This window comes from Rhizorhabdus dicambivorans (assembly GCF_002355275.1).
Classification (GTDB): domain Bacteria; phylum Pseudomonadota; class Alphaproteobacteria; order Sphingomonadales; family Sphingomonadaceae; genus Rhizorhabdus; species Rhizorhabdus dicambivorans.
On record NZ_CP023449.1, the window covers coordinates 3,592,146 to 3,614,023 of the forward strand.

17 protein-coding genes and 1 tRNA gene are annotated in these 21,878 nt (G+C 64.9%); 11 read left to right on the forward strand and 7 right to left on the reverse strand.

Features of this window, described 5'->3' with window-relative positions; genetic code table 11:
- The first annotated feature begins 92 nt into the window (after positions 1-92).
- Genes CMV14_RS16845 through CMV14_RS16865 form a run of 5 tightly spaced genes read left to right on the forward strand, consistent with a single transcriptional unit; the run spans position 93 to position 5,530 of the window.
- Positions 93-1,232 (forward strand): LLM class flavin-dependent oxidoreductase, encoded by a 1,140-nt coding sequence (locus CMV14_RS16845; RefSeq protein ID WP_066969023.1) that lies wholly within the window; start codon positions 93-95, stop codon positions 1,230-1,232.
- Between the two features lie 22 nt (positions 1,233-1,254).
- Positions 1,255-1,839 carry a nuclear transport factor 2 family protein gene (locus CMV14_RS16850; RefSeq protein ID WP_066969025.1) on the forward strand — a complete coding sequence of 195 codons (585 nt, stop codon included), beginning with the start codon at positions 1,255-1,257 and terminating at the stop codon, positions 1,837-1,839.
- On the forward strand, positions 1,836-2,639 hold the full coding sequence (locus CMV14_RS16855) for an SDR family NAD(P)-dependent oxidoreductase (RefSeq protein ID WP_066969027.1): 804 nt from the start codon (positions 1,836-1,838) through the stop codon (positions 2,637-2,639). Before CMV14_RS16850 ends, CMV14_RS16855 begins: the two co-directional genes overlap by 4 nt.
- Positions 2,639-3,133, forward strand: a complete 495-nt coding sequence (locus tag CMV14_RS16860) for a cupin domain-containing protein (protein WP_066969029.1) — start codon at positions 2,639-2,641, stop codon at positions 3,131-3,133. Before CMV14_RS16855 ends, CMV14_RS16860 begins: the two co-directional genes overlap by 1 nt.
- Positions 3,134-3,145: 12 nt before the next feature.
- Positions 3,146-5,530: a membrane-bound PQQ-dependent dehydrogenase, glucose/quinate/shikimate family gene (locus tag CMV14_RS16865; protein WP_066969031.1), complete on the forward strand. Its 2,385-nt coding sequence runs from the start codon at positions 3,146-3,148 to the stop codon at positions 5,528-5,530.
- A gap of 13 nt (positions 5,531-5,543) precedes the next feature.
- Here CMV14_RS16865 and CMV14_RS16870 read toward each other — a convergent pair whose 3' ends face one another.
- From CMV14_RS16870 to CMV14_RS16885, 4 genes are read right to left on the reverse strand one after another with little or no spacing between them, the layout of a single operon-like run.
- Positions 5,544-6,584 carry an aldo/keto reductase gene (locus CMV14_RS16870; RefSeq protein WP_066969033.1) on the reverse strand — a complete coding sequence of 347 codons (1,041 nt, stop codon included), beginning with the start codon at positions 6,582-6,584 and terminating at the stop codon, positions 5,544-5,546.
- The gene (locus tag CMV14_RS16875) at positions 6,581-7,414 is read right to left on the reverse strand and encodes a nucleoside/nucleotide kinase family protein (RefSeq protein WP_066969035.1); all 834 of its coding nucleotides are present in this window, start codon (positions 7,412-7,414) and stop codon (positions 6,581-6,583) included. The genes CMV14_RS16870 and CMV14_RS16875 overlap by 4 nt, the downstream gene beginning before the upstream one ends.
- Entirely contained in the window at positions 7,404-8,357 is a 954-nt protein-coding gene (locus CMV14_RS16880; RefSeq protein ID WP_066969037.1) for a 2-hydroxyacid dehydrogenase, read from the reverse strand. Before CMV14_RS16880 ends, CMV14_RS16875 begins: the two co-directional genes overlap by 11 nt.
- Before the next feature lie 12 nt (positions 8,358-8,369).
- Entirely contained in the window at positions 8,370-9,317 is a 948-nt protein-coding gene (locus CMV14_RS16885; protein WP_066969039.1) for an NAD-dependent epimerase/dehydratase family protein, read from the reverse strand.
- A 331-nt stretch (positions 9,318-9,648) separates the two neighbouring features.
- On the opposite strand from CMV14_RS16885, the gene CMV14_RS16890 reads away from it, so the two are divergent.
- The 3 genes from CMV14_RS16890 to CMV14_RS16900 all read left to right on the forward strand — a co-directional run bounded on the left by CMV14_RS16890 (position 9,649) and on the right by CMV14_RS16900 (position 13,774).
- On the forward strand, positions 9,649-10,491 hold the full coding sequence (locus tag CMV14_RS16890; protein ID WP_066969041.1) for a helix-turn-helix domain-containing protein: 843 nt from the start codon (positions 9,649-9,651) through the stop codon (positions 10,489-10,491).
- Positions 10,492-10,698: 207 nt separating this feature from the next.
- Positions 10,699-11,847, forward strand: coding sequence for an epoxide hydrolase family protein (locus CMV14_RS16895; protein WP_066969043.1), 1,149 nt, complete (start codon positions 10,699-10,701; stop codon positions 11,845-11,847).
- 430 nt (positions 11,848-12,277) lie between these two features.
- Complete coding sequence (locus CMV14_RS16900) at positions 12,278-13,774, forward strand: aldehyde dehydrogenase family protein (RefSeq protein ID WP_066969045.1); 1,497 nt, start codon at positions 12,278-12,280, stop codon at positions 13,772-13,774.
- 93 nt (positions 13,775-13,867) lie between these two features.
- Here the strand turns inward: CMV14_RS16900 and CMV14_RS16905 are convergent, their stop codons facing one another.
- Positions 13,868-15,952, reverse strand: coding sequence for a PQQ-dependent dehydrogenase, methanol/ethanol family (locus tag CMV14_RS16905; protein ID WP_238147071.1), 2,085 nt, complete (start codon positions 15,950-15,952; stop codon positions 13,868-13,870).
- 361 nt (positions 15,953-16,313) lie between these two features.
- Here CMV14_RS16905 and CMV14_RS16910 point away from each other — a divergent pair, with 361 nt between their 5' ends.
- Positions 16,314-18,539: a TonB-dependent receptor gene (locus tag CMV14_RS16910; RefSeq protein WP_066969050.1), complete on the forward strand. Its 2,226-nt coding sequence runs from the start codon at positions 16,314-16,316 to the stop codon at positions 18,537-18,539.
- Positions 18,540-18,955: 416 nt separating this feature from the next.
- Here the strand turns inward: CMV14_RS16910 and CMV14_RS16915 are convergent.
- Positions 18,956-19,029 (reverse strand) — tRNA-Gln (locus CMV14_RS16915).
- 144 nt (positions 19,030-19,173) lie between these two features.
- Here CMV14_RS16915 and CMV14_RS16920 point away from each other — a divergent pair.
- Both CMV14_RS16920 and CMV14_RS16925 read left to right on the forward strand, forming a co-directional pair.
- Positions 19,174-20,241, forward strand: coding sequence for a Ppx/GppA phosphatase family protein (locus tag CMV14_RS16920; RefSeq protein ID WP_066969052.1), 1,068 nt, complete (start codon positions 19,174-19,176; stop codon positions 20,239-20,241).
- Complete coding sequence (locus tag CMV14_RS16925) at positions 20,238-20,930, forward strand: RlmE family RNA methyltransferase (RefSeq protein WP_066969054.1); 693 nt, start codon at positions 20,238-20,240, stop codon at positions 20,928-20,930. Before CMV14_RS16920 ends, CMV14_RS16925 begins: the two co-directional genes overlap by 4 nt.
- 33 nt (positions 20,931-20,963) lie before the next feature.
- Here CMV14_RS16925 and CMV14_RS16930 read toward each other — a convergent pair whose 3' ends face one another.
- Positions 20,964-21,287, reverse strand: a complete 324-nt coding sequence (locus CMV14_RS16930) for a hypothetical protein (RefSeq protein ID WP_408014336.1) — start codon at positions 21,285-21,287, stop codon at positions 20,964-20,966.
- Positions 21,288-21,878: the final 591 nt, after the last annotated feature.

The window sequence follows — 21,878 nt, forward strand, 5'->3', positions numbered from 1 at the left end:
ATCCACGGCGACCTAACGCGCTGAACCAGGCTGTACGCGCTAGAACACGTCATGAGATCGAGCCGCCGCGTCGGCAAAGGAGAAGGATCATCATGAACGACGTTTCATCGAAGCGCCGCGCCCGCCAGGAGCTGGCCGAATACCGCGCCGCCCATGTTCCGCTGTTCAGCGCGCAGCCCCTGAAGTTCGGGGTGTTTTCGGTGAATTCCAATGGCTCGGTGTTCATGAGCGATCCGCCCAGTTCGTTCGAGGTAAGTTGGCCGCATAGTCTGGCAATCGCCGAACAGGTCGACCGGATGGGTTTCGAGCTGATCGTACCGGTCGCACGCTGGCAGGGCTTCGGCGGCACCACCAACTGGGCCGGCGAGAATTTCGAGACGCTGACCTATGCCGCCGGCCTGGCCGCGCGGACCAGCAATGTCATGACCTTCGCCACGGTCCACGCCTCGGTGGTCAACCCGGTCGCCGCCGCCAAGGCGATCACCACGATCGACCATATCTCCAACGGCCGGGCCGGGCTCAACGTTGTGATGGGATGGAACGAGGCTGAGATGGCCATGCTCGGCGTGACGATGCGCGAGCACGGCGACCGCTACAAACTCGGTGGCGAATGGCTGGAGATCGTGGACCGTCTCTGGACCGAGGAAAAGCCCTTCGATTTTGATGGCGACTATTTCCAGTTGAAGGGGCTGGAAGCGGCTCCCAAGCCAATCCAGCTGCGCCCGGTGGTGATCAACGCGGGCGGATCGCCGGCCGGCATCGATTTTTCGGCGCGCTATGCCGACGTGAACTATACCGTGTTCGTCAACGCCGAGCAGGCCGGAAGCTATTGCCGCACCATCCGGGCCAAGGCGCATGCGGATTATGGTCGCGACCTGCAGATGGTGACGATGGTGATCGTCTGCTGCCGCGATACCGAGGAGGAGGCCAGGGCCGCCTATCAGTCGATCCTCGACCATGGCGACTGGGAGGCCGCCGGCAACTTCGCGCGCGGGTTGAACATCCAGACCTTCGGCGAGCATCTGAAGCCCGAACTCCTCGCCAAGTTCGTCGCGGGCTCCGGCGGGCACGCGATCGTCGGCACCCCCGAGCAGGTGGTCGAAGGCCTTCAAGAGGTGAAGGCGGCCGGCATCGACGGCGTCTTCCTGGGGCTGATCGATTATGTCGAGGAGCTCAAATATTTCGAGGAGCGCGTGATGCCGCTGCTGAGGCAGGCCGGCCTTCGACTCTGATCATGATGGAATGGAGAGAGATATGCGGCACGAAGAAATCGACATCGCCGTGGAGGAACTGCTCGACCGCGAGAAAATCCGCCACAATCTCGCCCGCTACAGCCGCGGGATGGATCGGCAGGACGCCGATCTGATCGCATCGACCTACTGGCCGGAAGGCTGGGACGATCACGGTATGATCGCAGCCGATGGCCGCGCATGGGCCGACGGGATGAAGCCGATGTGGCCAACTCTTAAGATGGGCCACATGCTCGGACAGAGCTGCATCGAGATTCACGGCAATTTCGCCAATTGCGAGACCTACTTCTTCGCCTATCACCGCATGGGCGAAGGCACCGCCACCCGCGACGTCCATCTCGGCGGCCGCTACGCCGACCGGCTGGAGAAGCGGGAGGGCAAGTGGAAGTTCATTCACCGCGTCGCGATTTACGACTGGTCCCGAAGCGCCGGCCCCAGCGAGCCGTGGGACGATGTCCTGTTCCCGTTCAGCGCGATGCCGAGCCGGTCATACGGTGCGCAGGCGGACGACTATAGCTGGGAACTGTTCGCCAACGAGCCGTCCAAGAAGGGCACCGAATATCCCGTCGGCCCGGCGGGCCGCAAATGAGCCAGGGTAAGCTGGCCGGCAGGATCGCCCTCATCACCGGATCGTCGCGCGGCATCGGTGCCGGGATCGCGCTGCGCCTAGCTGCCGATGGGGCCACTGTGATGCTGCACGCCCGCGCCGACCCGCGCGAGGCCGATGCGGTGGCCAAGGTCATCCGGGATGGGGGCGGCACGGCCTCGGTGGTGCTGGGCGATCTTTCAACCGCCGAGGCGCCGATCGACATCGTTCGTGCCACCGTGGCGACGCATGGCGGGATCGATATCCTGGTCAACAATGCAGCGGTTTCCCAATATGGGCTGGTGCGGGATTTCGCCGTGGAAAGGCTCGATTTCGAGCTGGCCTTGAACCTGCGCGCCGTTTTGCTCGCGACCTCCGAATTCGCACGGCAGACAACCAGTCCCCACGGCCGGGTGATCAACATCTCCTCGGCGGCGGGCAAGCATCCCGCCCATGGCCGTTCGGTCTATTCGGCGACAAAGGGGGCGATGGAGGCCTTCACCCGATCGGCGGCGCAGGAGCTGGGCGAGCGCGGTATCACCGCCAACGCTGTCGCACCCGGCACCACGGTGACGGAGCTCTTCGAGGAGAATGAGCGCAAGGACCCGCGCGACTGGCGCGCGCTGTTTGCGCGCTGGACTGCGCTTGGGCGGGTCGGCCAGCCCGCCGACATCGCCGACATCGTCGCTTTCGTTGCCAGCGACGATGCCCGCTGGCTGACCGGCAACACGCTGTCCGCCGATGGTGGACTCGTCACCACGGGCGTCAACATCGCCCGCAACTCGATGAAGGAAGACAGTTGATGCGCAGAGTGATCACTGGCGTCGACGCGGACGGCAAATCGGCGGTCCTCTATGACGGGCCGCCCCAGTCGATCCACCATGTCACCAACACCAAGGTCGGGCAGTTGCAGATGCACCATGCAGCCGCTTTCCCGACCGAAGTGCCCGAGGGCCATTGCGTCGCGGTCGACATTTGGGAAACGAGCGGCCTTCCGCGCATGACCGATGCCGACCCGATGGGCGAGCCGAGGCCATTTGCCATCGAGCCCGATGGCCAGGGCCTGCGCGTCCGCTACCAGCAATGGGGTGCCAACGTCGATTCCTCCGCAATGCATGCCACCGACACGCTGGACGTGAATATCATCATAGAGGGCGAGGTGCTGCTGCTGCTGGAAGAAGGCCGTACCGTCACCCTGCGTAAGGGGGACGCGGTGGTCCTGCCCGGCAACGAACATGGCTGGAGAGCCGGGCCGCAAGGCGTGACGATGATCAACATCATGCAAAAACTGGGCTGACGGGGCGCTACAATGGGCGAGAACGGCAAGCCGCATTCCGCGATCGCGCGGCGCATCTATGCAGCGGTACTGGCGCTGACAGCGCTGCCATTGCTGGCGGGCGGCGCCTATCTGCTCTCGCTCGGGGGATCAGCTTATTATGTCCTGGCGGGCACCGCGACACTGGCTGCAGGCCTCTGGCTGTGGCGAGGCCGCACCGAAGGGGCCCTTGCCTATGCGCTGCTGCTGTTCGTTACCCTCGCCTGGGCCCTGTGGGAGGCCGGTTTCGACGGCTGGGCGCTGATGCCCCGACTGGTCGCTCCGGCGGTGCTCGGCATCCCCCTGCTCTTTCCGGCAATCCGGCGCGGCATCGCCAGCCCCAACCCCATCGTCATCCGACTGGCGCGCCCCGGCGCGCTGGCGGCCGGTGCCGCGGTGGCGCTGCTCGCGGGCATCGGCCTTGCCCAGGTCCGCACGCCCGATCCGGCCGATCCGATCTATCAGACCGGAATGTTCCGCGGCGCCATCCCGGCTGCCTCCACCGATACCGAGACCGATGGCGACTGGCTGCATTATGGCCGCGATCCGGGCGGTAGCCGCTACAGCCGGCTTGCCCAGATCACCCCCGCCAACGTCGCCAGGCTCAAACCCGCCTGGACCTTCCGGGTCGGCGACACCAACGGGCTGGAGGTGACCCCGATCAAGGTCGCCGACGCGCTTTATCTCTGCACCGCCTATAACGACGTAATAGCGCTGGATGCCGAGACCGGCCAGCAGCGCTGGCGCTTCAATGCCAACATCGTGAAGGCCAACGTCCCCTATAATGTCTGTCGCGGCGTCGCTTACTACCGCGCGCCCGGCCTCGTCGGGGACTGCGCCGAACGCATACTGACCAACACCACGGACGCTCGGCTGATCGCACTCGACGCGCACAGCGGCCGCCTCTGCGCCAACTTCGGCGACAAAGGCCAGGTCTCGTTGCTCACCGGGCTAAGCAAATCTCCGGTCGGCTATTATGCCGTCACCTCCGCGCCCACGATGGTGGGTGGCAAGGTGGTGCTCGGCGGCTGGGTCAGCGACGGCCAATATTGGGGCGAGCCGGCCGGCGTGGTGCGCGCCTTTGATGCGGTGACCGGCGAGCTCAGCTGGGCGTGGGATGTCGGCCGTCCCGACCGCCAGACCCTGCCGCCGCCTGGAGAAACCTATACCCCATCCACCCCCAATGCCTGGGCGCCGTTCAGCACGGACGAAAGCCTGGGCCTCGTCTATGTGCCGACCGGCAATCCCGCGATCGACTATTTCGGTGGGCGCCGTCGCCCATTCGACGAGAAATTCGGTTCTTCGGTGGTTGCTATCGAGGCGGCGACCGGCAGGACCCGCTGGGTATTCCAGACCGCGCACCATGATCTGTGGGACTGGGACGTCGCCTCGCAGCCGACCCTGGTCGACATCGCCTATCCGTCGGGCGTGCGTCACGCGCTGATCCAGCCGACCAAGCGCGGCGAGATCTTCGTGCTCGACCGTGCTACCGGCCAGCCGCTCAGCCCGGTCAGGGAACAGCCGGTGCCGCAGGCGGGCGCGGTGCCCGAGGAGCGGCTATCGCCGACCCAGCCTTTCTCGATCGGCATGCCCTCCTATCGCGGGCCCGATTTCACCGAGCGCTTCATGTGGGGCATCACCCCGCTCGACCAGCTATGGTGCCGCATTCGCTTCAGGGAATCGCGCTATGAGGGCACCGCGACTCCGCCGGGATTGCAGCCGACGCTCGCCTATCCGGGTTTCAACGGGGGCGTCGACTGGGGCAGCATTTCGGTCGATCCCGAGCGGCAGTTGCTGTTCGTCAATTCTAACCGTGTCGCCAATTACGATCGGCTGCTGACCCGCGCCGAGGCAGACGCCCGCGCCAAGCAGTTCGTCGCGCGTGAGGTGGGCGGGCCAGTGCGCCAAGGGAACACGCCCTATGCCGCGCATATACAGATCTTCCGCACGCCGCTGGGTATTCCCTGCAACCAGCCGCCTTACGGGATGATCTCGGCGGTTGACCTGCGCTCGGGCAAGCTGGTTTGGGCGCAGCGCTTCGGCAATGGTCGCGCGGCGGGCCCTTGGGGCATCCGCTCGATGCTGCCGATTCCGGTCGGCACGCCGAACAACGGCGGATCGCTGGCGACCCGCAGCGGCCTGCTGTTCATCGGCGCGACCCATGACGGCGATTTCCGCGCCTTCGACACCAGCAGCGGCAAGACGCTGTGGCACGTCCGCCTGCCGGCGGGCGGCCAAGCGACGCCCATGACCTATGTCTCGCCAAAGAGCGGCCGCCAGTTCGTGGTCATCGCGGCGGGCGGGCACCCGGCGCTGAAATCGGTGCTGGGCGACTACATCATCGGCTACGCACTGCCGAAATCGGATGGGAAGCCGTGACCGGTCATGTGGTTTACTTCCAGCCGGCGACCTCGGTGCCGAACACGCGCTGGCTGATCACGTCTCCGAAGATGAAGTAGGGATAGGCGGGCGGCGGCGCGCTCGCCCGATCGAGCCGGGCCAGCTGTTCGGGGCTGAGCCGTACATCGAGTGCTTCAAGATTCTGGTGGAGTTGATCGATGCTGCTGGCGCCGATCAGGACCGATCCCACGGCAGGCCGGGCCGCGACCCATGCAAGCGCCGTCTGCGCCATCGACACGCCCGCTTCCTCTGCCACCGCGCGCAAGCTGTCCAATATGCCCCAATTCCGATCGGTGAACTTGCTGTCACCGAGGGGATTCGGGCCATTCAGCCGGCCTTCCGTGGCGGCGACCTGATCGCGGCCATATTTGCCGGTGAGGAAGCCGCCATCCAGCGGGCTCCACGGCACCACGCCGAGCCCGAAACGACGGGCAGCAGGGACATGCTCTTGCTCGATTTCTCGCGTGGTGAGCGAATAGCCGAGCTGCAGGGCGATCGGCCCCGGCCGGCCGTGCTGCTGCGCCAGCATCGCCATTTCCGCGACATACCACGCCGGCACATTCGACAGGCCGAAATGAAGTATCTTCCCCGCCGCGACCAGCCGTGCCAGCGCGTCGAGCACTTCGGCGGCCGGCGTGACGGTGTCCCACACATGCAGCCAATATAGATCGATATAGTCGGTGCCGAGGCGACGGAGCGAGCCCTCAACGGCACGGGCGATGTTCTTTGCTCCATTGCCGCCGCTGATGGGGCTGCTGCCAGCCCGCCATCCGAATTTGGTGGCGATCACCACGTCGTCGCGCAGTTTCCGCTCGGCCACGAAGCGGCCGACAAGCTCCTCGCTGCGGCCCTCCGAATAGGTTTCGGCGGTGTCGATGAAGTTGCCGCCAGCATCGATATAGGCATCGAACACCGCGCGCGACACGTCGCTGTCGGTGCCCCACCGCTCCCGCCCGAATGTCATCGCCCCCAGCGCCATCGGGCTGACCACCAGGCCCGAATGGCCGAGCGTGCGGAATCTGCCGAGCGTCATCGTCCACCTCCTGTCGCGATCTCCAGCGGCGTGCGATCCTTGCCCAGGCGGATCACGAGGTCCGCCCGGCGGGGCATCTCGGTCAATATGTGACGGGTCAGCCGCTCGTAGAAGCGGATGAAGCGTTCGACCTCGGCATCGCTCATCACGCCTTTCGCACCGACGGCGGCGGTGCGCGCGAGGCCATGCTCCTGCTCGACCCGCCAGTCGCGTACCGCCTCGAAGCCAGGTGCGGCGAGCAGCACCAGCAGGTCGATCCGGCCGAACAGCGCCTGATAGTCGCCCGCCAGCGCGGCATTGGCGGCGCGGCGCCAACGCCCTTCACCATCCTCCTCGCGTTCGAGATGGTTCACCGGCTCCGCGAGCGCTACGTCCGTCTCGGGCAGTGCGCCGACGCACCAGCCTTCGAGGATCAGCAGCGCGGTATCGCCCGGCGCCTCGATCCAGGTCGCCTCGGGCGCGCGATCGTCCTGCGCCTTGTCGAAGCGGGGCAGCTTCGCCACCCGCCCCTCTTCCAGCGCCGCGACGATATCCAGACCTATTCCCACATCATGAGTGCCCGGCACCCCGCGTATGGCGAACAGCGGGTGCACATCTTGCGCGAGTGCCGCGCGAGCGGCCCTGGTCTTGTAGAGGTCGTCGATCGAAAGCACCGCCGTGTTCACACCGGCGGCGCGCATCCGCTGGGCCAAGGCCTCGGACAAAGTGGATTTGCCGCTGCCCTGCGCACCGCAGATGCCCAGCACGAAAGGACGCACCGGATTCCGATTCAATGCTTCGCACAGCGCCGCCTCGGTCGCGGTCAGCGCGGTACCGGGCTCAGACGACACGGTTGGGGGGTTCTCGGCCCTCGAGCAGTGCTTCGAGGTTGAGCATCGCCTGCTGCCCCATCGCCTTGCGCGTCTCCAGCGTGGCGCTGCCGAGATGCGGCAACAGCACGACGTTCGGCGCAGCGAGCAATGCGGGATGGACCGCCGGCTCACGCTCATAGACGTCGAGCCCCGCGCCGCCAATCCGCCTTTCGACGAGCGCCGCCGCCAGCGCCGCCTCGTCGACCACCGATCCGCGCGCGGTGTTTATCAGCACCGCGTCGGGCTTCATCCGCGCCAGCATCTCCGCGTCGATCAGATGGCGCGTCTCGGCACCGCCAGGGCAATGCAGCGAGACGATATCGACCTGTGCGACCAGATCGGCCGCCGACGCCACATAGCGCGCGCCGAGATCGTCGTCTGTCGCGGGACGACGGCTATGGTATGCAAGCTCGACGCCAAGCGCGGCCTGGGCGCGGCGGGCAGTCTCGCGGGCGATGCGGCCATAGCCGATCAGACCGAGCGTCCGTCCCTTCATCGATCGGCCGATCAGGTGGGTCGGCCGCCAGCCGGCCCAGCCGCCAGCGCGCAGTTCGCGCTCGCCCTCGCCGGCCCGGCGCGCGACCATCAGCATCAGCAGCACCGCCAATTCGGCGGTGGCGTCGGTCAACACATTGGGTGTGTTGGTGACGGTGATGCCCGCCGCCCGCGCGGCCGCCAGATCAATATGATCGATCCCCGCGCCATAATTGGCGAGGACTCTGGCCCGGCCTGCCTCGCCGATCACAGCCGCGTCGATCCGGTCCGATACGGTCGGGCAGACCACGTCGAAATCCCGCATCGCCTGGGCCAGTGCGGCCTGCGACATAGGAACATCGGTCTCGTTGAGATGCACTTCGTGCCGGGCCGACAGTTCAGCCTCTACCGAAGCGGGCCAGCGCCGTGTGAGCAATATCCTCGCCAACAGTCCGCTCCGTCAGCCGTGGCTTGCCCAGGTGAAGGCTTTCAGCCCGGACTCGAAACTCGCGCGATAGGAGCCGCTTCGGATATCCTCGATTACGTCGATGTGACGCGGCTGCCAGCCCAGTTCCTCAACTGCCCGCTTCGCGATCGACCGGCTGTTCACCGCCAGCGCCAGATCGACCCAGATATTGCCCCACAGCGCGCAGGCCTCTTCATAATCCAGGCTTCTGGTGCCGCAACCGACGACAGTCGCCACCGCTTCGGCGATCGCACGGAAGTTCACCTCGCCGCAGACGGTATGGTAGAGCGCGCCCGGCGTCCCCTTCTCGACCGCGAGGCAATAGGCCTCGGCGAGATCCTCGACATGGACCGCCGAATAGAGATTGAGGCCATGGCCCAGATAGCAGGCAGATCCGGTCTTGCGCGCGGATTCGAATATCTGCGGGATTTGGATGCTGCCGGCGTTGCCGTAGATCAGCGGGGGACGGATGACATAGGTGCTGAGCGTGTCGGTAGATCCTTCGCGCACCACCGCCTCGGTCTGTATCCGCACCTCGCGATTGTGCCGCGCCGGGAAAGTATAGGGATCGTCTTCGGCGAAGGTGTACTGGCTCCATGCGCCGTCCTTGGCCTCGATCGAGAGCACGCCGGTGCCCGAGGTGAACAGCAGGTGCCGCACCCCGCCCTGCTGGCAGGCGCGGACCATGCTGGTCATGATTGCCAGTTCGTCCTCGAACGGTACCATGGCCGCCATCGCCACCACGTCATGGCCTTCCACCGCTGCGGCCAGCGACGCGGCATCGTCGATCCGTCCCTCGCGCGCCGCAAGAGCAGCGGCGGCCAGCCGCTCGCTGGTATCGGCATTGCGCGCGAGGCCGGCGACCTCATGGCCACGCGCCGCAAAGGCCTTGGCGACATGAGAGCCGACATAGCCCGTCGCGCCGATCACCAGGATTTTCATGACTGCACCTCTCCACTCTTCCTGTCGAAGGTCACGCTACCGCAGCCGCCGTCTCAGTCCCACAGCCGGAAAGCGCTCGATGCGCGCATTATATGGTTCTTCCGCGCGCAGAGGCGCGGAGGCCGCTTTCGCAAAGGGATGACCGAAAATGGAAAGCCTTCGATCACCACGGCCCGCCCCGAAAGGCTATGGATGATCAGCCTCCCCAAGGAGACTCCGCCGCGATGCGCACCGGTAACCCGGTCGATGCACCCGGTTCGCACCGCGGCGGCGATAAGACGATGCCAGGAGACGGATGGTCGCCATGCACGCTGGTCTACGGCCATGCCATGTGAGGGTCCTCGCGGAGCATCGCTCCGACGACGCGACCGTCAGCCTCGTCGATTATGAATGGCCGCAGACCTTCATCTTCCAGGATCATTACAACAGCGTCCATTACCGGCTGATGCCGGTGAACCTGGGCCTGCGCGGCACCGTCGGGGGGCAGGCCGAGCGCGACCTGGGCAATATGTCGCTTCTGCCCGCCGGATCGTTGCTGAAGGTATCTGATCACGGAGCGGATCATCGGGCACGGGCGCTGCGGTGTCTGTTCGCACCCGCCTGGATCGAGCGGCTGCTGGGCCAGCCGCTCGGCGAGCTTATCCCCGACAGCGACCGCTACCTGGGCCTGCGCAACGGCAATGCTCGCAACTGCCTGCATCGCATCGCACTGGAACTGCTGGAGCCCGGCTTTGCCTCTGGCGCGCTGATCGAGTCGCTGATGCAGAGCGCGGTGCTGGAAATATTGCGTGACGTGCAGGATCAGTATCTGCCGGCCCGCGCCACCGAGGCCGTCGCCTCCGCCAAATTCTCCCATTCGCAGATGCACCGCATCGTGACTATGATCGAGGACAGCCGCCAGGGACCACCCAGCGTTGCGGCGCTGGCGGCCGAGCTGGGCTTCAGCATCTCGCATTTCCGCCGCCTGTTCCGGGCGACCACGGGGCAATCTGTGCACGAATTCGTGTCGGCGCTGACCGTCGAACAGGCCAAGAGCCTGCTCGCCAACAGCCGCCTGTCGATGAAGGAAATCACCTATCGGCTGGGCTTCACCTCACCGAGCAGTTTCTCGGTGGCGTTCCGCCGCACGGTCGGCTGTTCGCCCAGTCAGTTCCGCAGCAGGGCCCGCTCCTGACGGTCTGCCGAAAGAGACCTATGTTAGACCTGTTCTTCGCACCAGCACCAACGCCTGCAAGATCATCATCGCGCTGGGGGAGCGGGAGCTATCCTAACGGCTCTGGCTCATCGACATCAGCATGGGCGCGCTGGCTGGAGAGGAATATTCGGTGGCCGACATCGCCTGCTATCCTTGGGAGGGCATGCTCCAGAGCATGATCACGACATGAGGGAGGCCGAGGCAATCACTCCGTTTCGCATTTCCATCAGCGAGGCGGCGCTGGACGACTTGCGCGAGCGGCTAGCCCGCACGCGCTGGCCGGAGAGCGAGACCGTCGACGGCTGGACCCAGGGCGCCCCGCTGGAGCAGGTCCGCGCGCTGTGCGACTACTGGCGCACCGGCTATGATTGGCGCCGCTGCGAGGCCCAGCTGAACGGCTATGACCAGTTTCGGACGGTGATCGACGGGCTGGGCATCCACTTCCTGCATATCCGTTCACCCGAACCCGATGCGCTGCCCCTGATCATGACCCATGGCTGGCCCGGATCAGTGATCGAGTTCCTGAAGGTGATTGGCCCGCTGACCGATCCGGTAGCCCATGGCGGAAGGCCGGATCAGGCTTTCCACCTCGTCCTGCCGTCATTGCCCGGCTACGGCTTCTCCGACCGGCCCGATCGGGCCGGCTGGACGGTTGAGCGGATCGCGGCCGCCTGGATCGAGTTGATGCGGCGACTGGGCTATGACCGTTATGTCGCACAGGGCGGTGACTGGGGCGCGGGCGTCACCGCCGTGATCGGTCGGCTGGCCCCACCCGCCTGCGCCGCAATTCACCTCAATGTCGCGCTGACCGAACCGACCGGCGCGCTGCTTGAGAACCTCACCCCTGCCGAAGAGGCTGCGATCGCCGATCGGGACGCATTCTATCATCGGGGTTCGGGCTATGCGGCGATCCAGGGCACCCGCCCGCAGACGATCGGCTATGCGCTGGCCGATTCTCCTGCCGCGCAAGCCGCCTGGATCTACGAGAAGTTCCAGGCCTGGACCGACTGCAACGGCGCTCCGGAAACCATCCTGACCCGGGATGAAATGCTCGACGACATCAGCCTCTACTGGCTCACCGGCACAGGCGCATCCTCGGCGCGGCTCTATTGGGAGAGCATGACCACCGCCTTCGTGCCGCAGCCGATCGCGATGCCCATAGGGATCAGCATCTTCCCGCGCGAGCTGTTCCGCTCCTCGCGGCGCTGGGCGGACGCGCTCTATCCGAACATCATCCACTGGAACGAGCTGCCGCGCGGCGGCCACTTCGCCGCTTTCGAACAGCCGGGACTGTTCGTCGACGAGCTGCGCGCCTGTTTCTTGTCGATCCGATAGGATACGCCTTCATGCTCGATATCGACCGTCTGACAGTTGGGTTGGCCGACCCAGCCTTCTTCCTGTAGCCCGAGTTCGCGGCGCTGTTGCGCCATCTGCGCGATGACTTCTGCTCGATGGCCGCGCTGGCCAAAGCCGAAGGCGGGTCAATGTCGCATGCCGAGGCCGCGTGAAACCCCTGGGCGATGCTTGCGGCGGGGCCGCTGGTCGCCTGATCGAAGCCCCGCGGCCCAATCAGAAAAGCATTGGTCGCTTCTGGAAAGACTCTCGACTGGCCTCCCGGCGATGCCTGTCGGAGAGTAATGTCGATCGAAAATCCCATTCCCCTTCGGCGTCCCCATCCGCCCGCGCGTCCTGCGCAACGGCAGACGTCGCGGCACGGTCCCAAAACGAGGAGCGTGCGGGGCTTTCGACAGACCAGGAGACCCCAATGAACGAACAGAGTTCCATCATCCAGGCCCGCCCGGCCTTCCTGAACGGCAAGCCCAAGAAGCTGCTGATCGGCGGCAACTGGGTCGAGGCGCAGTCGGGCCAGACCTTCGGCTCCTTCAATCCCTCGACCGGCGAAGCGCTCGATCCCGTAGCGCTGGGCGCCAAAGCAGATGTCGACCTGGCGGTCGCGGCAGCGCGGCGTGCGTTCGAGGGGCCGTGGAGCAAGTTCAAGCCCGCCGATCGCCAGCGCGTGATCCTGAAGCTGGCCGACCTGATCGAGGCCAATTTCGACGAGCTGTTCCTGCTCGATTCGATCGACATGGGCGCGCCGATCATCATGCAGCCCTTCATCCAGCGCCTGGTGGTCGACACCTTCCGCTTCTGCGCGGGCATGGCGGTGGGCATCCAGGGCGAGACACTTCCTAATTCGGTGCCCGGCAACATCTTCTCCTACACGCTGCGTGAGCCGGTCGGTATCGTCGCCGGCATCGTTCCATGGAACGGCCCGGTGTTCAACGCGACGTGGAAGATCGCCCCCGCACTGGCCACCGGCTGCACGCTGGTTCTCAAGCCCGCCGAACAGGCCTCGCTCAGCCCGCTGCGGCTCGGCGAACTGTGCCTGGAGGCTGGCATCCCCGAAGGGGTGATCAACATTGTCACGGGCTACGGGGATGATGCGGGCGCAGCGCTGTCGGCGCATCTGGACGTGGACAAGGTAGCCTTCACCGGATCGTGCGAGACCGGCCAGCGGATCGTGCAGGCTTCTGCCGGCAACCTCAAGCGCCTGACCCTCGAACTGGGGGGTAAATCGCCCGACATCGTCTTCGCCGACGCCGATCTGGACGCGGCGGTGCCTGGTGCGGCGATGGCCGTCTACGGCAATTCGGGCCAGGTGTGCAGCGCCGGCAGCCGCCTGTTCGTCGAGCGCAAGGTCTATGACGAGTTCACCGAAAAGGTCGCCGCCTTCGCCAAGGGCCTCAAGGTCGGCAACAGCCTCGATCCGTCGACGATGATCGGCCCACTGGTCTCACAAGGCCAGCTCGAGCGGGTCAGCGGCTATCTCGATATCGGCGCGAAGGAAGGCGCGCGCGCGATGGCGGGCGGCGCCCGGCTGACCGACGGAGATCTGGCCAACGGCTATTTCGTCCCGCCGACGCTGTTCGCTGACGTGAACGACGATATGACGATCGCCAAGGAGGAGATTTTCGGCCCCGTCATCTCCGCCATCCCATTCGACGACATCGAGGAGGTGGTGAAGCGCGCCAACAAAACCGTCTTCGGCCTTGGCAGCGGCGTGTGGACCCGCGACGTGAAGAAGGCGCACAAGCTGGCCGGCCTGATCCGCGCCGGATCGGTGTGGGTCAACTGCTATCAGGCGATGGACCCGGCGGTGCCGTTCGGCGGGTACAAGATGAGCGGTTACGGCTCCGAGAGCGGCAAGCACCATATCGACGAGTATCTCAACACCAAGTCGGTGTGGATCAACGTCGACTGATCTCCGGTCTTCCACTCCCTACGGAAGACTGCCCCGTCCGTCGGCAAGCGGGCGGGGCATTTTTGTCTCCTGACACCAGGCGAACGGCGCTACTCAGCGCGGCGCCGTTTTTGCGTCCGGATCGCCGCGATCGACCAGCTTGCGCGCTTCCTGGAGCAGGTAGGCGCGAATATCCTCGGCCCGTTCGGGCGAGACATATTGCGCGAAACTCACCATGCCCTTCTGCTCGAAGGCGCCATCCAGCACCACACCACGAAATATATCCGCGTCCTTGATGGTCTCCGAGCGGCGCAGGTCGGCGGTGTAGCGGCCGGTGGCGCTGAAGCCGTGGCAGACCAGGCAGGTGTCGTTATACGCCGCCAGACCGCGCACCGGATCGCCCGCCGAACTGACACCGGCGACGTTGACCGGCACCGGCGCGGGGATGTCATAGGGCTTCGCCTTCGTCTTGCCCCCCAAAGCGAACACCATCAGCCGGCCGGGCAGGCGCGGCCGATAGGGTACGATCGTGCCGTACATCGCGGTCGGCCCGCCATAGCCGACCATCACCGCGACATATTGCCGGCCATCGAGCGCATAGCTGATCGGCGGCGCGACGATCCCGTTAACGGTTCGGTACGACCAGAGTCTCTCTCCGGTCGACGCGTCATAGGCGTTGAGGTGGCCCTCCGCATCGCCCTGGAAGACCAGGCCGCCCGCCGTCGCCAGCACCCCGCCGTTGAGCATCGACGGATGCTTCACCCGCCAGCGTATCTTGTGCTCGAACGGATCCCACGCGATCAGTTCGCCATAGATCGAGGCCTTCATCTGCGCGAGCAGGGCCGGATCGTCGGGCACCGCCAAAGTTCGCGTGTCGATCGCCACGTTCATATGGCCGGGCCGGTAGGTGAAATCCGTCGATCGCGCATAGAGCTGCGACATCACCTGGGTGGGAATATACATCAGCCGCGTCTGCGGGCTGTACGCCATCGGATGCCAGCTGTGCGCGCCGAGACCCGAGGGCGACTGCAGGAACGGCTTTTCCTGATAATGGGCACCGGGCACGATGTTCGGCCTGCCGGTCTTCATGTCGACGCCGTTCGCCCAGTTCACTTTGGCATAGGGTTCGGCGGAGAGCAGTTCGCCGGTTATCCGATCCAGAATGTAGAAGAACCCGTTCTTCGGAGCCTGGAGCAGCAGCTTGCGCGGCCTGCCCTTGAAATCGGCATCGAGCAGGGTGATCTGCTGCGTAGCGGTGAAATCCCAGCTGTCCTCGGGCGTCGTCTGGTAATGCCATAGATATTCGCCCGTCGCCGCCTTCACCGCGACGATCGACGACAGAAAGAGATTGTCGCCCTTGCCCTGCGAGCGGATATGCCAGTCATAGGGGCCGCCATTGCCGACACCGAAATAGAGGATGCCCGTCTCGGCATCATAAGCCATCGAATCCCACACGGTGCCGCCGCCGCCAGCCTTGCGCCAAACGTCGCCGAACCAGCCGGGTTCGGCCAGTTCCCGCAAGGGCTTGTCCGAAGGCTGGCCGTCCGGCTTCCCATCTGGATTTGGCACGGTGTAGAAGCGCCAGACCAGCCGGCCGGTGGCGCCGTCATAGGCGGAGAGGTAGCCGCGCACCCCATACTCGGCGCCGGCATTGCCGATCAAAACCAGCCTGCCCACCGTCATCGTGGCACCCGTGATCGTGTAGGGTTTCGACTGGTCGACGGTGACGACCGACCAGAGCTTGCGCCCCGTCGTGGCATCAAGCGCGATCAGCCGGCCGTCGAGCGTACCCACATAGACCCGGCCGTTCGCCACGGAGACGCCCCGGTTGATCGCGTCGCAGCACCCCTTGGGCAAGGTCGCGGGCGGCACTTCGGGATCGAAACCCCATAGCCGCTTGCCGGTGCGCGCATCGAAAGCGAACACCTTCGACCAGGCGGTGCTGACATAGAGCACACCGCCGACCATGATCGGGGTCGATTCCTGCCCGCGGTCGGTATCGAGCTGCTGATACCAGGCGAGGCCGAGCGAACCGACATTGGCCTTATCGATCTGATCGATGGGCGCGAAGCGCAGCGCCGCGTTGGTGCGTCCATAGACCGGCCACTCGATAGGCGGCGGAGCGGGCCGGGCCGACACCAAGAGTGCAGCCGCCAGCGCCACCGCCGAATATTTCGCCCCTGCCTTGACGGCCTTCATGCCCGCTCCTCCCATCTCTCCGGCAAGTGCCAGTTCGCCAATCGGTCGAACTATAGATGGGGCAACATAATTGCCTATTGCTCAAATCAAATTTAAGCCATTAACAAACAAAAACGCGATAATTCACAAGAACACTGTGTACATAGTGTAGTCCATTTGCGAAAATTACGATCGTATTTCGAAAATCTACAAAAGAGAAGATCATTTTTCTTAATCTATACGCGCTTATGCAAAATCGGCTCTGCATCCTGACTATCCCAGAGAAGGCATAACGTCCCTGCCTGCTGCTGAATATGGGAGCCGGGCCTCCGCGAATGACCGTCACCAATGAACGGTCGCACTTTTTGGAGAGGGGACAGATATGCGACATCATATACATTGGCTGCTTACATCCGCCTGCTGCGGCGCGCTGCTTCATCAACCGGCCCGGGCCCAGACGCCGGACGAGGTCACCGGCCCGCAGATCGAGGAAATCGTCGTTACTGCGCAGAAGCGCACGCAGAAGCTGCAAGACGTGCCGCTGGCCGTCACCGCCTTCACCGGCGATACGTTGAAGGCCCGGGGCATCACCAACGTCGGCGAACTGACCCTGAGCACGCCGGGCCTGCAGATCCAGCCGGGCGGCGGCGGATCGGTGATCCCTTTCCTGCGCGGCGTGGGCAGTACTGCCGCCGCCGTCGGCAATGAATCGAGCGTCGCGGTCTATCTCGACGGGGTCTATTATACCCGCCTGCCACCGGGTTTCCTGACCCTTAACAACATCGATCGGGTCGAGGTGCTGAAGGGCCCGCAAGGCACCCTGTTCGGGCGCAACTCCTCGGGCGGCGTCGTCAACATCGTCACCCCGGATCCCTCTCAAACATTCAAGGCGCAGGGCAGCATCGGCTATAGCCGGTTCAAAACCATCCATGGCGATGCCTATGTCACCGGGCCGCTCGGCGAAAATCTGTCGATGGACTTGTCGGTCGGCGGCACCAGGCAGGGCGACGGCTGGGGGCGGAACCTCGCTACCGGCAACAGGGTCGGCTTCGTGGACGATTATACGATCCGATCGAAGCTGCTGTTCGAGCCCGGCAACGCCACCAAGCTGCTCCTGTCGGGATTCTATTCCTATTCGAACTCGGGCAGCCAGGGGAACACCTTCCCCGGCTTCACGCGCGGTACCCGCACCATCCCCGGCCTGATCACCCTGCCGCTGGACGATTTCCAGGATCATAATTCGGATATCGACGGCCGGCTGCGGGCCAAATTCTGGGGTGTTTCGCTGCGCGCCGAACAGGATCTCGGTTTCGCCCGGCTCACCAGCATCAGCGCCTATACCCACGACAGCGAACGATCCAAAGGCGATGGCGACTATGGTCCGGTCGCCGATTTCATCTATTACCAGAAGGCGAAACTGAAGCAGTTCACCCAGGAACTGCAACTGGCGGCCAATGCCGGCAGCCGGCTGAACTGGATTCTTGGCTTGTTCTATTATGATACCAAGACGGCCTATCCAAATGATTTCTCAGGACTTCTGTTCGACGCGACCATCTTCCCCGGCGCGCACCTTTATCTTGAGAATTTCCAGCATGTGAAATCCTACGCTGCCTATGGCCAGGCGACGTATGAGATCGCTCCGGGCCTGAGTCTGACCGGCGGCCTGCGCTACACCCGCGACAAGCTGTCCGGGAACGGCATTCAAAACCTGGCCACCCAGAATGTCGTGCTCAACCCCGGCACCCCGCTGATCCCGGTCGGCACGGCCGCCGACCGCAAGACCTTCGAGAAGGTCACCTTCCGGGCGGCGATCGACTATAAATTCACTCCAGGAATATTGGGCTATGTCTCGTTCAGCCGCGGCTACAAGTCGGCGGGCTATAATCTGATCCCCTTCTCGGCCCCGCCGCAGCGCCCCGAAACGCTGGACGCCTATGAAGCCGGCTTCAAGATGGACCTGTTCGAGCGGCGCGTCCGGCTCAACAGCGCGGCCTTCTACTACAAGGTCCGGGACCCGCAGGTGCAGCTGCTCCAGAACGGATCGCTGGCGCTGTCCAACGCCGACGGATCGCGGGTCTATGGCCTCGAACTGGACGGACAGGCGGCGGTCACCGAGGCGCTGACGATGCGGGCCAGCTTCACCTGGCTCGATTCCAAATATACCAGCTATGGATCGATCGTCGGCGGAGTCTGCGTCCGCTGCGCGCCGAGCGGCCCGCCCTCGCCCACCGGGGGGGCGGTCTCCCCGCTGCGCGATATCGTGGCCAACGGCAACCGCACCCCGCTAGCGGCCAAGGCGACGTTCAATGTGGGCGCCGATTACGGCTTCGATGTGGGCAGCGGACGCGTCACCCTGAGCGCAGATTATTATCACAACAGCGGCTATTACTTCGAGCCCGACAACCTGCTCCACCAGCCCCATTATGATCTGGTCAACGCCCAGCTCAAGTTCGCGCCGAACGATCATCTGGCGGTCCGGCTATGGGGCAAGAACCTTCTCGACAAGGAATATGTGGCGCTGGCCCTGACTCAGGAAGGCGGTCCCGGCTATCCCTATCTGGCCGGTGCTCCGCTCAGCTATGGCGTGTCAGTCGACTTCAGATTCTGACCGAAACCCAAAAGGCAATGGCTCCGGCATCTTCGTGCCGGAGTCCTTTGCCCGGAGTCCTCCACGCTCCGGGCCGACATGTTGAGTCGCTGAACTCGTGAGGCTGGGAAATCTCGGCGGCGGGCGTAGAGAGCCTCTATCCTGCCCCTTACCCGTCACGGGACTTCCCGCTCTTCCCTCACTCTCGGAGCCGTTGCCAGGACGGAGCCGCCGCAAAAGGCTCTGCTGCGGCTTCGGCGCGGCGGGGATGGCGCTCCCCGCATCTCTGGAGGCTTTCCGTGCAACATTGAGCTATCGGAACATGGCGGAAATCCACCGAAATCCGCGCAGTTTCCTTCGTGCAGCCGGATTGACTGCTGTCACACGGCAATCCGCCCACATGCGGGCATGAGCATTTATTTGGAGGAATTAGCGCCTGGATGCCCCGTGAGGATTCGAACCTCAATTGACGGAGTCAGAGTCCGTAGTCTTACCTTTAGACGACGGGGCACCAAGGCAGAGCGGCGCAAATAGGAGCGGTCGTGCGGCCTGTCAACGGCTGGCGTGCGCCCTTGCTCCCCCGTCCAACTCGGATTAGGCTCATCTCCAGGTTCCATGCGGATGTTCCGCCGCGTGGTGAGAGACGAGACATGACATGCCGCACGGTCCAGACCCGGCCGCGCCGCGCCCACCGCGTGAAGGGGGGCGCCGCGCGCATTATTCCCCGCATCATGCCCAGCAGCACCAGGGGGCACCCCGCAACAGCTATGCCGCGCTCGATCTCGGCACCAACAATTGCCGCCTGTTGATCGCGCGGCCGTCGGATGACGGTTTCGTGGTGGTCGACGCCTTCTCGCGCATCGTGCGCCTGGGCGAGGGGCTGGCCGCGACCGGCCGGCTTTCGGAGGCGGCGATGGACCGGGCGGTCAGCGCCCTGTCGGTCTGTTCGGACAAGCTGAGGCGCCGCCGCGTCTCGCTGGTCCGCTCGGTCGCGACCGAGGCGTGCCGGCGTGCCGATAACGGGCGCGAGTTCGTCCAGCGCGTCTATCGGGAGACCGGCATCGCGCTGGAGATCATCAGTCCGGAGCAGGAGGCCCGGCTCGCCGTGCTCGGCTGCCACGCGCTGCTCGAACCTGGCGAGGGCAACGCGCTGGTCTTCGATATCGGCGGCGGCTCGACCGAACTGATCCTGATCGATGCCGACCACAGCCCGCCGCGCGTGATCGACTGGTTCTCCGCCCCCTGGGGCGTGGTCTCGCTGTCCGAGACGGAGCCGCATGTCGGCAGCGACCGGGAAGGCCTGCTCGGCAGCTATGCACGGATGCGCGCGCGCGTGGCCGAGGGCTTCGCCCAGTTCGCCGCGCGCCTGACGCCCGGCAGCCAGCCCGGCCGCCTGCTCGGCACCAGCGGCACCGTCACCACCCTCGCCTCGGTCCATCTCGATCTGCCGAGCTACGACCGGCGCCAGATCGACGGGCTGATCGTCCCCGTCACCGCGATGCGGGAGATCAGTTCGCGGCTCGCCGGCATGTCGGTGTCCGAACGCGCCGAACTGCCCTGCATCGGCCAGGAGCGTGCCGATCTCGTGGTCGCCGGCTGCGCGATCCTCGATGCGATCCTCGATATCTGGCCGGCCGAACGGCTCGGCGTCGCCGATCGCGGCATCCGCGAGGGCATCCTTCGCTCGCTGATGGCGCGCGACAGAGCAAAGGTTATGATGTGACGCGCGGGACCGGCAGCCGCCAGCGGATCAAGACCGCCAAGGGGCGCAGCGCCTCGTCGATCAAGTGGATCCAGCGCCAGCTCAACGATCCCTATGTCCGCAAGGCGCAGGCCGAGGGCTATCGCTCGCGCGCGGCCTACAAGCTGATCGAGCTGGACGAGCGCTTCCACTTCCTCAAGGGTGCGAAGCGGGTGATCGATCTCGGCATCGCGCCCGGCGGCTGGACCCAGGTGGTCCGCCGCGTCTGCCCGCAGGCGGCGGTGGTCGGCATCGATCTGCTGCCGACCGATCCGATCGACGGCGCCACCATCCTCCAGATGGATTTCATGAGCGACGAGGCCCCAGCCCTGCTCGCCGAGGCGCTGGGCGGCCCCGCCGACATCGTCCTGTCGGATATGGCCGCGAACACCGTCGGCCACCAGCAGACCGATCATCTGCGCACCATGGCGCTGGTCGAGGCCGGCTGCCTGTTCGCCAGCGAGGTGCTGCGCCCTGGCGGCGCCTATGTCGCCAAGGTCCTCGCGGGCGGCGCCGATCACAGCCTGGTCGCCGAGCTGAAGCGCCTGTTCACCACCGTCAAGCATGCCAAGCCCCCGGCCAGCCGCAAGGACTCGTCCGAATGGTATGTCATCGCGCAGGGATTCAAAGGGCGGCCCGACGGCGCCAGCGAGGCCGCGGCGGAAGACTGAGCCGTCGCCCCGCCCGGCGGTGGAACGGCCCCGTCAGCGCTGCTTCTTGACGATGTTCGCGGTGAAATCGGGGTCCTTGTTCGCTACCCAGTCGACGAACTTGCGCAGCTGGGGGTTGGCCAGCAGGCCCTCCACATCCATCCCGTGCCGCTGCAGTTCGGAATTGGTGAAATTGGCCATCAGCGTCTTCTGGCAGATCGGATGCATCGGCACGACATCGCGCCCGCCCCGGCTCTTGGGCACGGGATGATGCCAGACGATGGTCTGCCCCGTCGGCCGCCCGCACAGCCAGCAGACCACCACCTCGGCGGGAGCCTCCTCCTCGCGGTGCAGTTCCCCATAGGGATCTTTTCTCATCTGCCTGCGCGACATATTCCCACCTCGATCGCCTGAACCTGCCAGCCCCCTATATCGCCGGAGCGCGCATGGCCACAGGACCTTGAGCAAAGCGGCCGGGCTGTTGCCATTCCATCCAGAATGGCAGGAACGGTTGGGAAGCGGTTAGTCCGCTTTGGAGCTTGCTTGGCTGGATGGCAGACGATGGCAGTGTTACGTCGCGCTGATCAACTCGGGGATAAATCGTGGTCCAGCATACGCTATTTGTGATCGGCGGGCATGATGATGAGCAGATTACGTTGACCCAAAACGAAATTGATCGAACGTGTCGGTTGGCGTGCACCGTCCGGGGGGAAACGCACTCCGTTGACGAAAGAGATTTCTTCGAGGCTCTGCGACTAATCCGACGTCGCGTCTTGGAACCAAAGGGCCTGATACCAGCTTGTTACGGAGCTAGCCTCAAGGTGTGGCCTTCGGGAATGGCACGAGACATGGGCCGAGGCTTGAAAGCGTATAAGATCGAGATCGGGGAGCAAGCATCCGAACTGGTCAGCATATTCGATAGCGGTTCGGACGTAATTCCATCACGGGTTGCGGCCCAAGAGGAATACG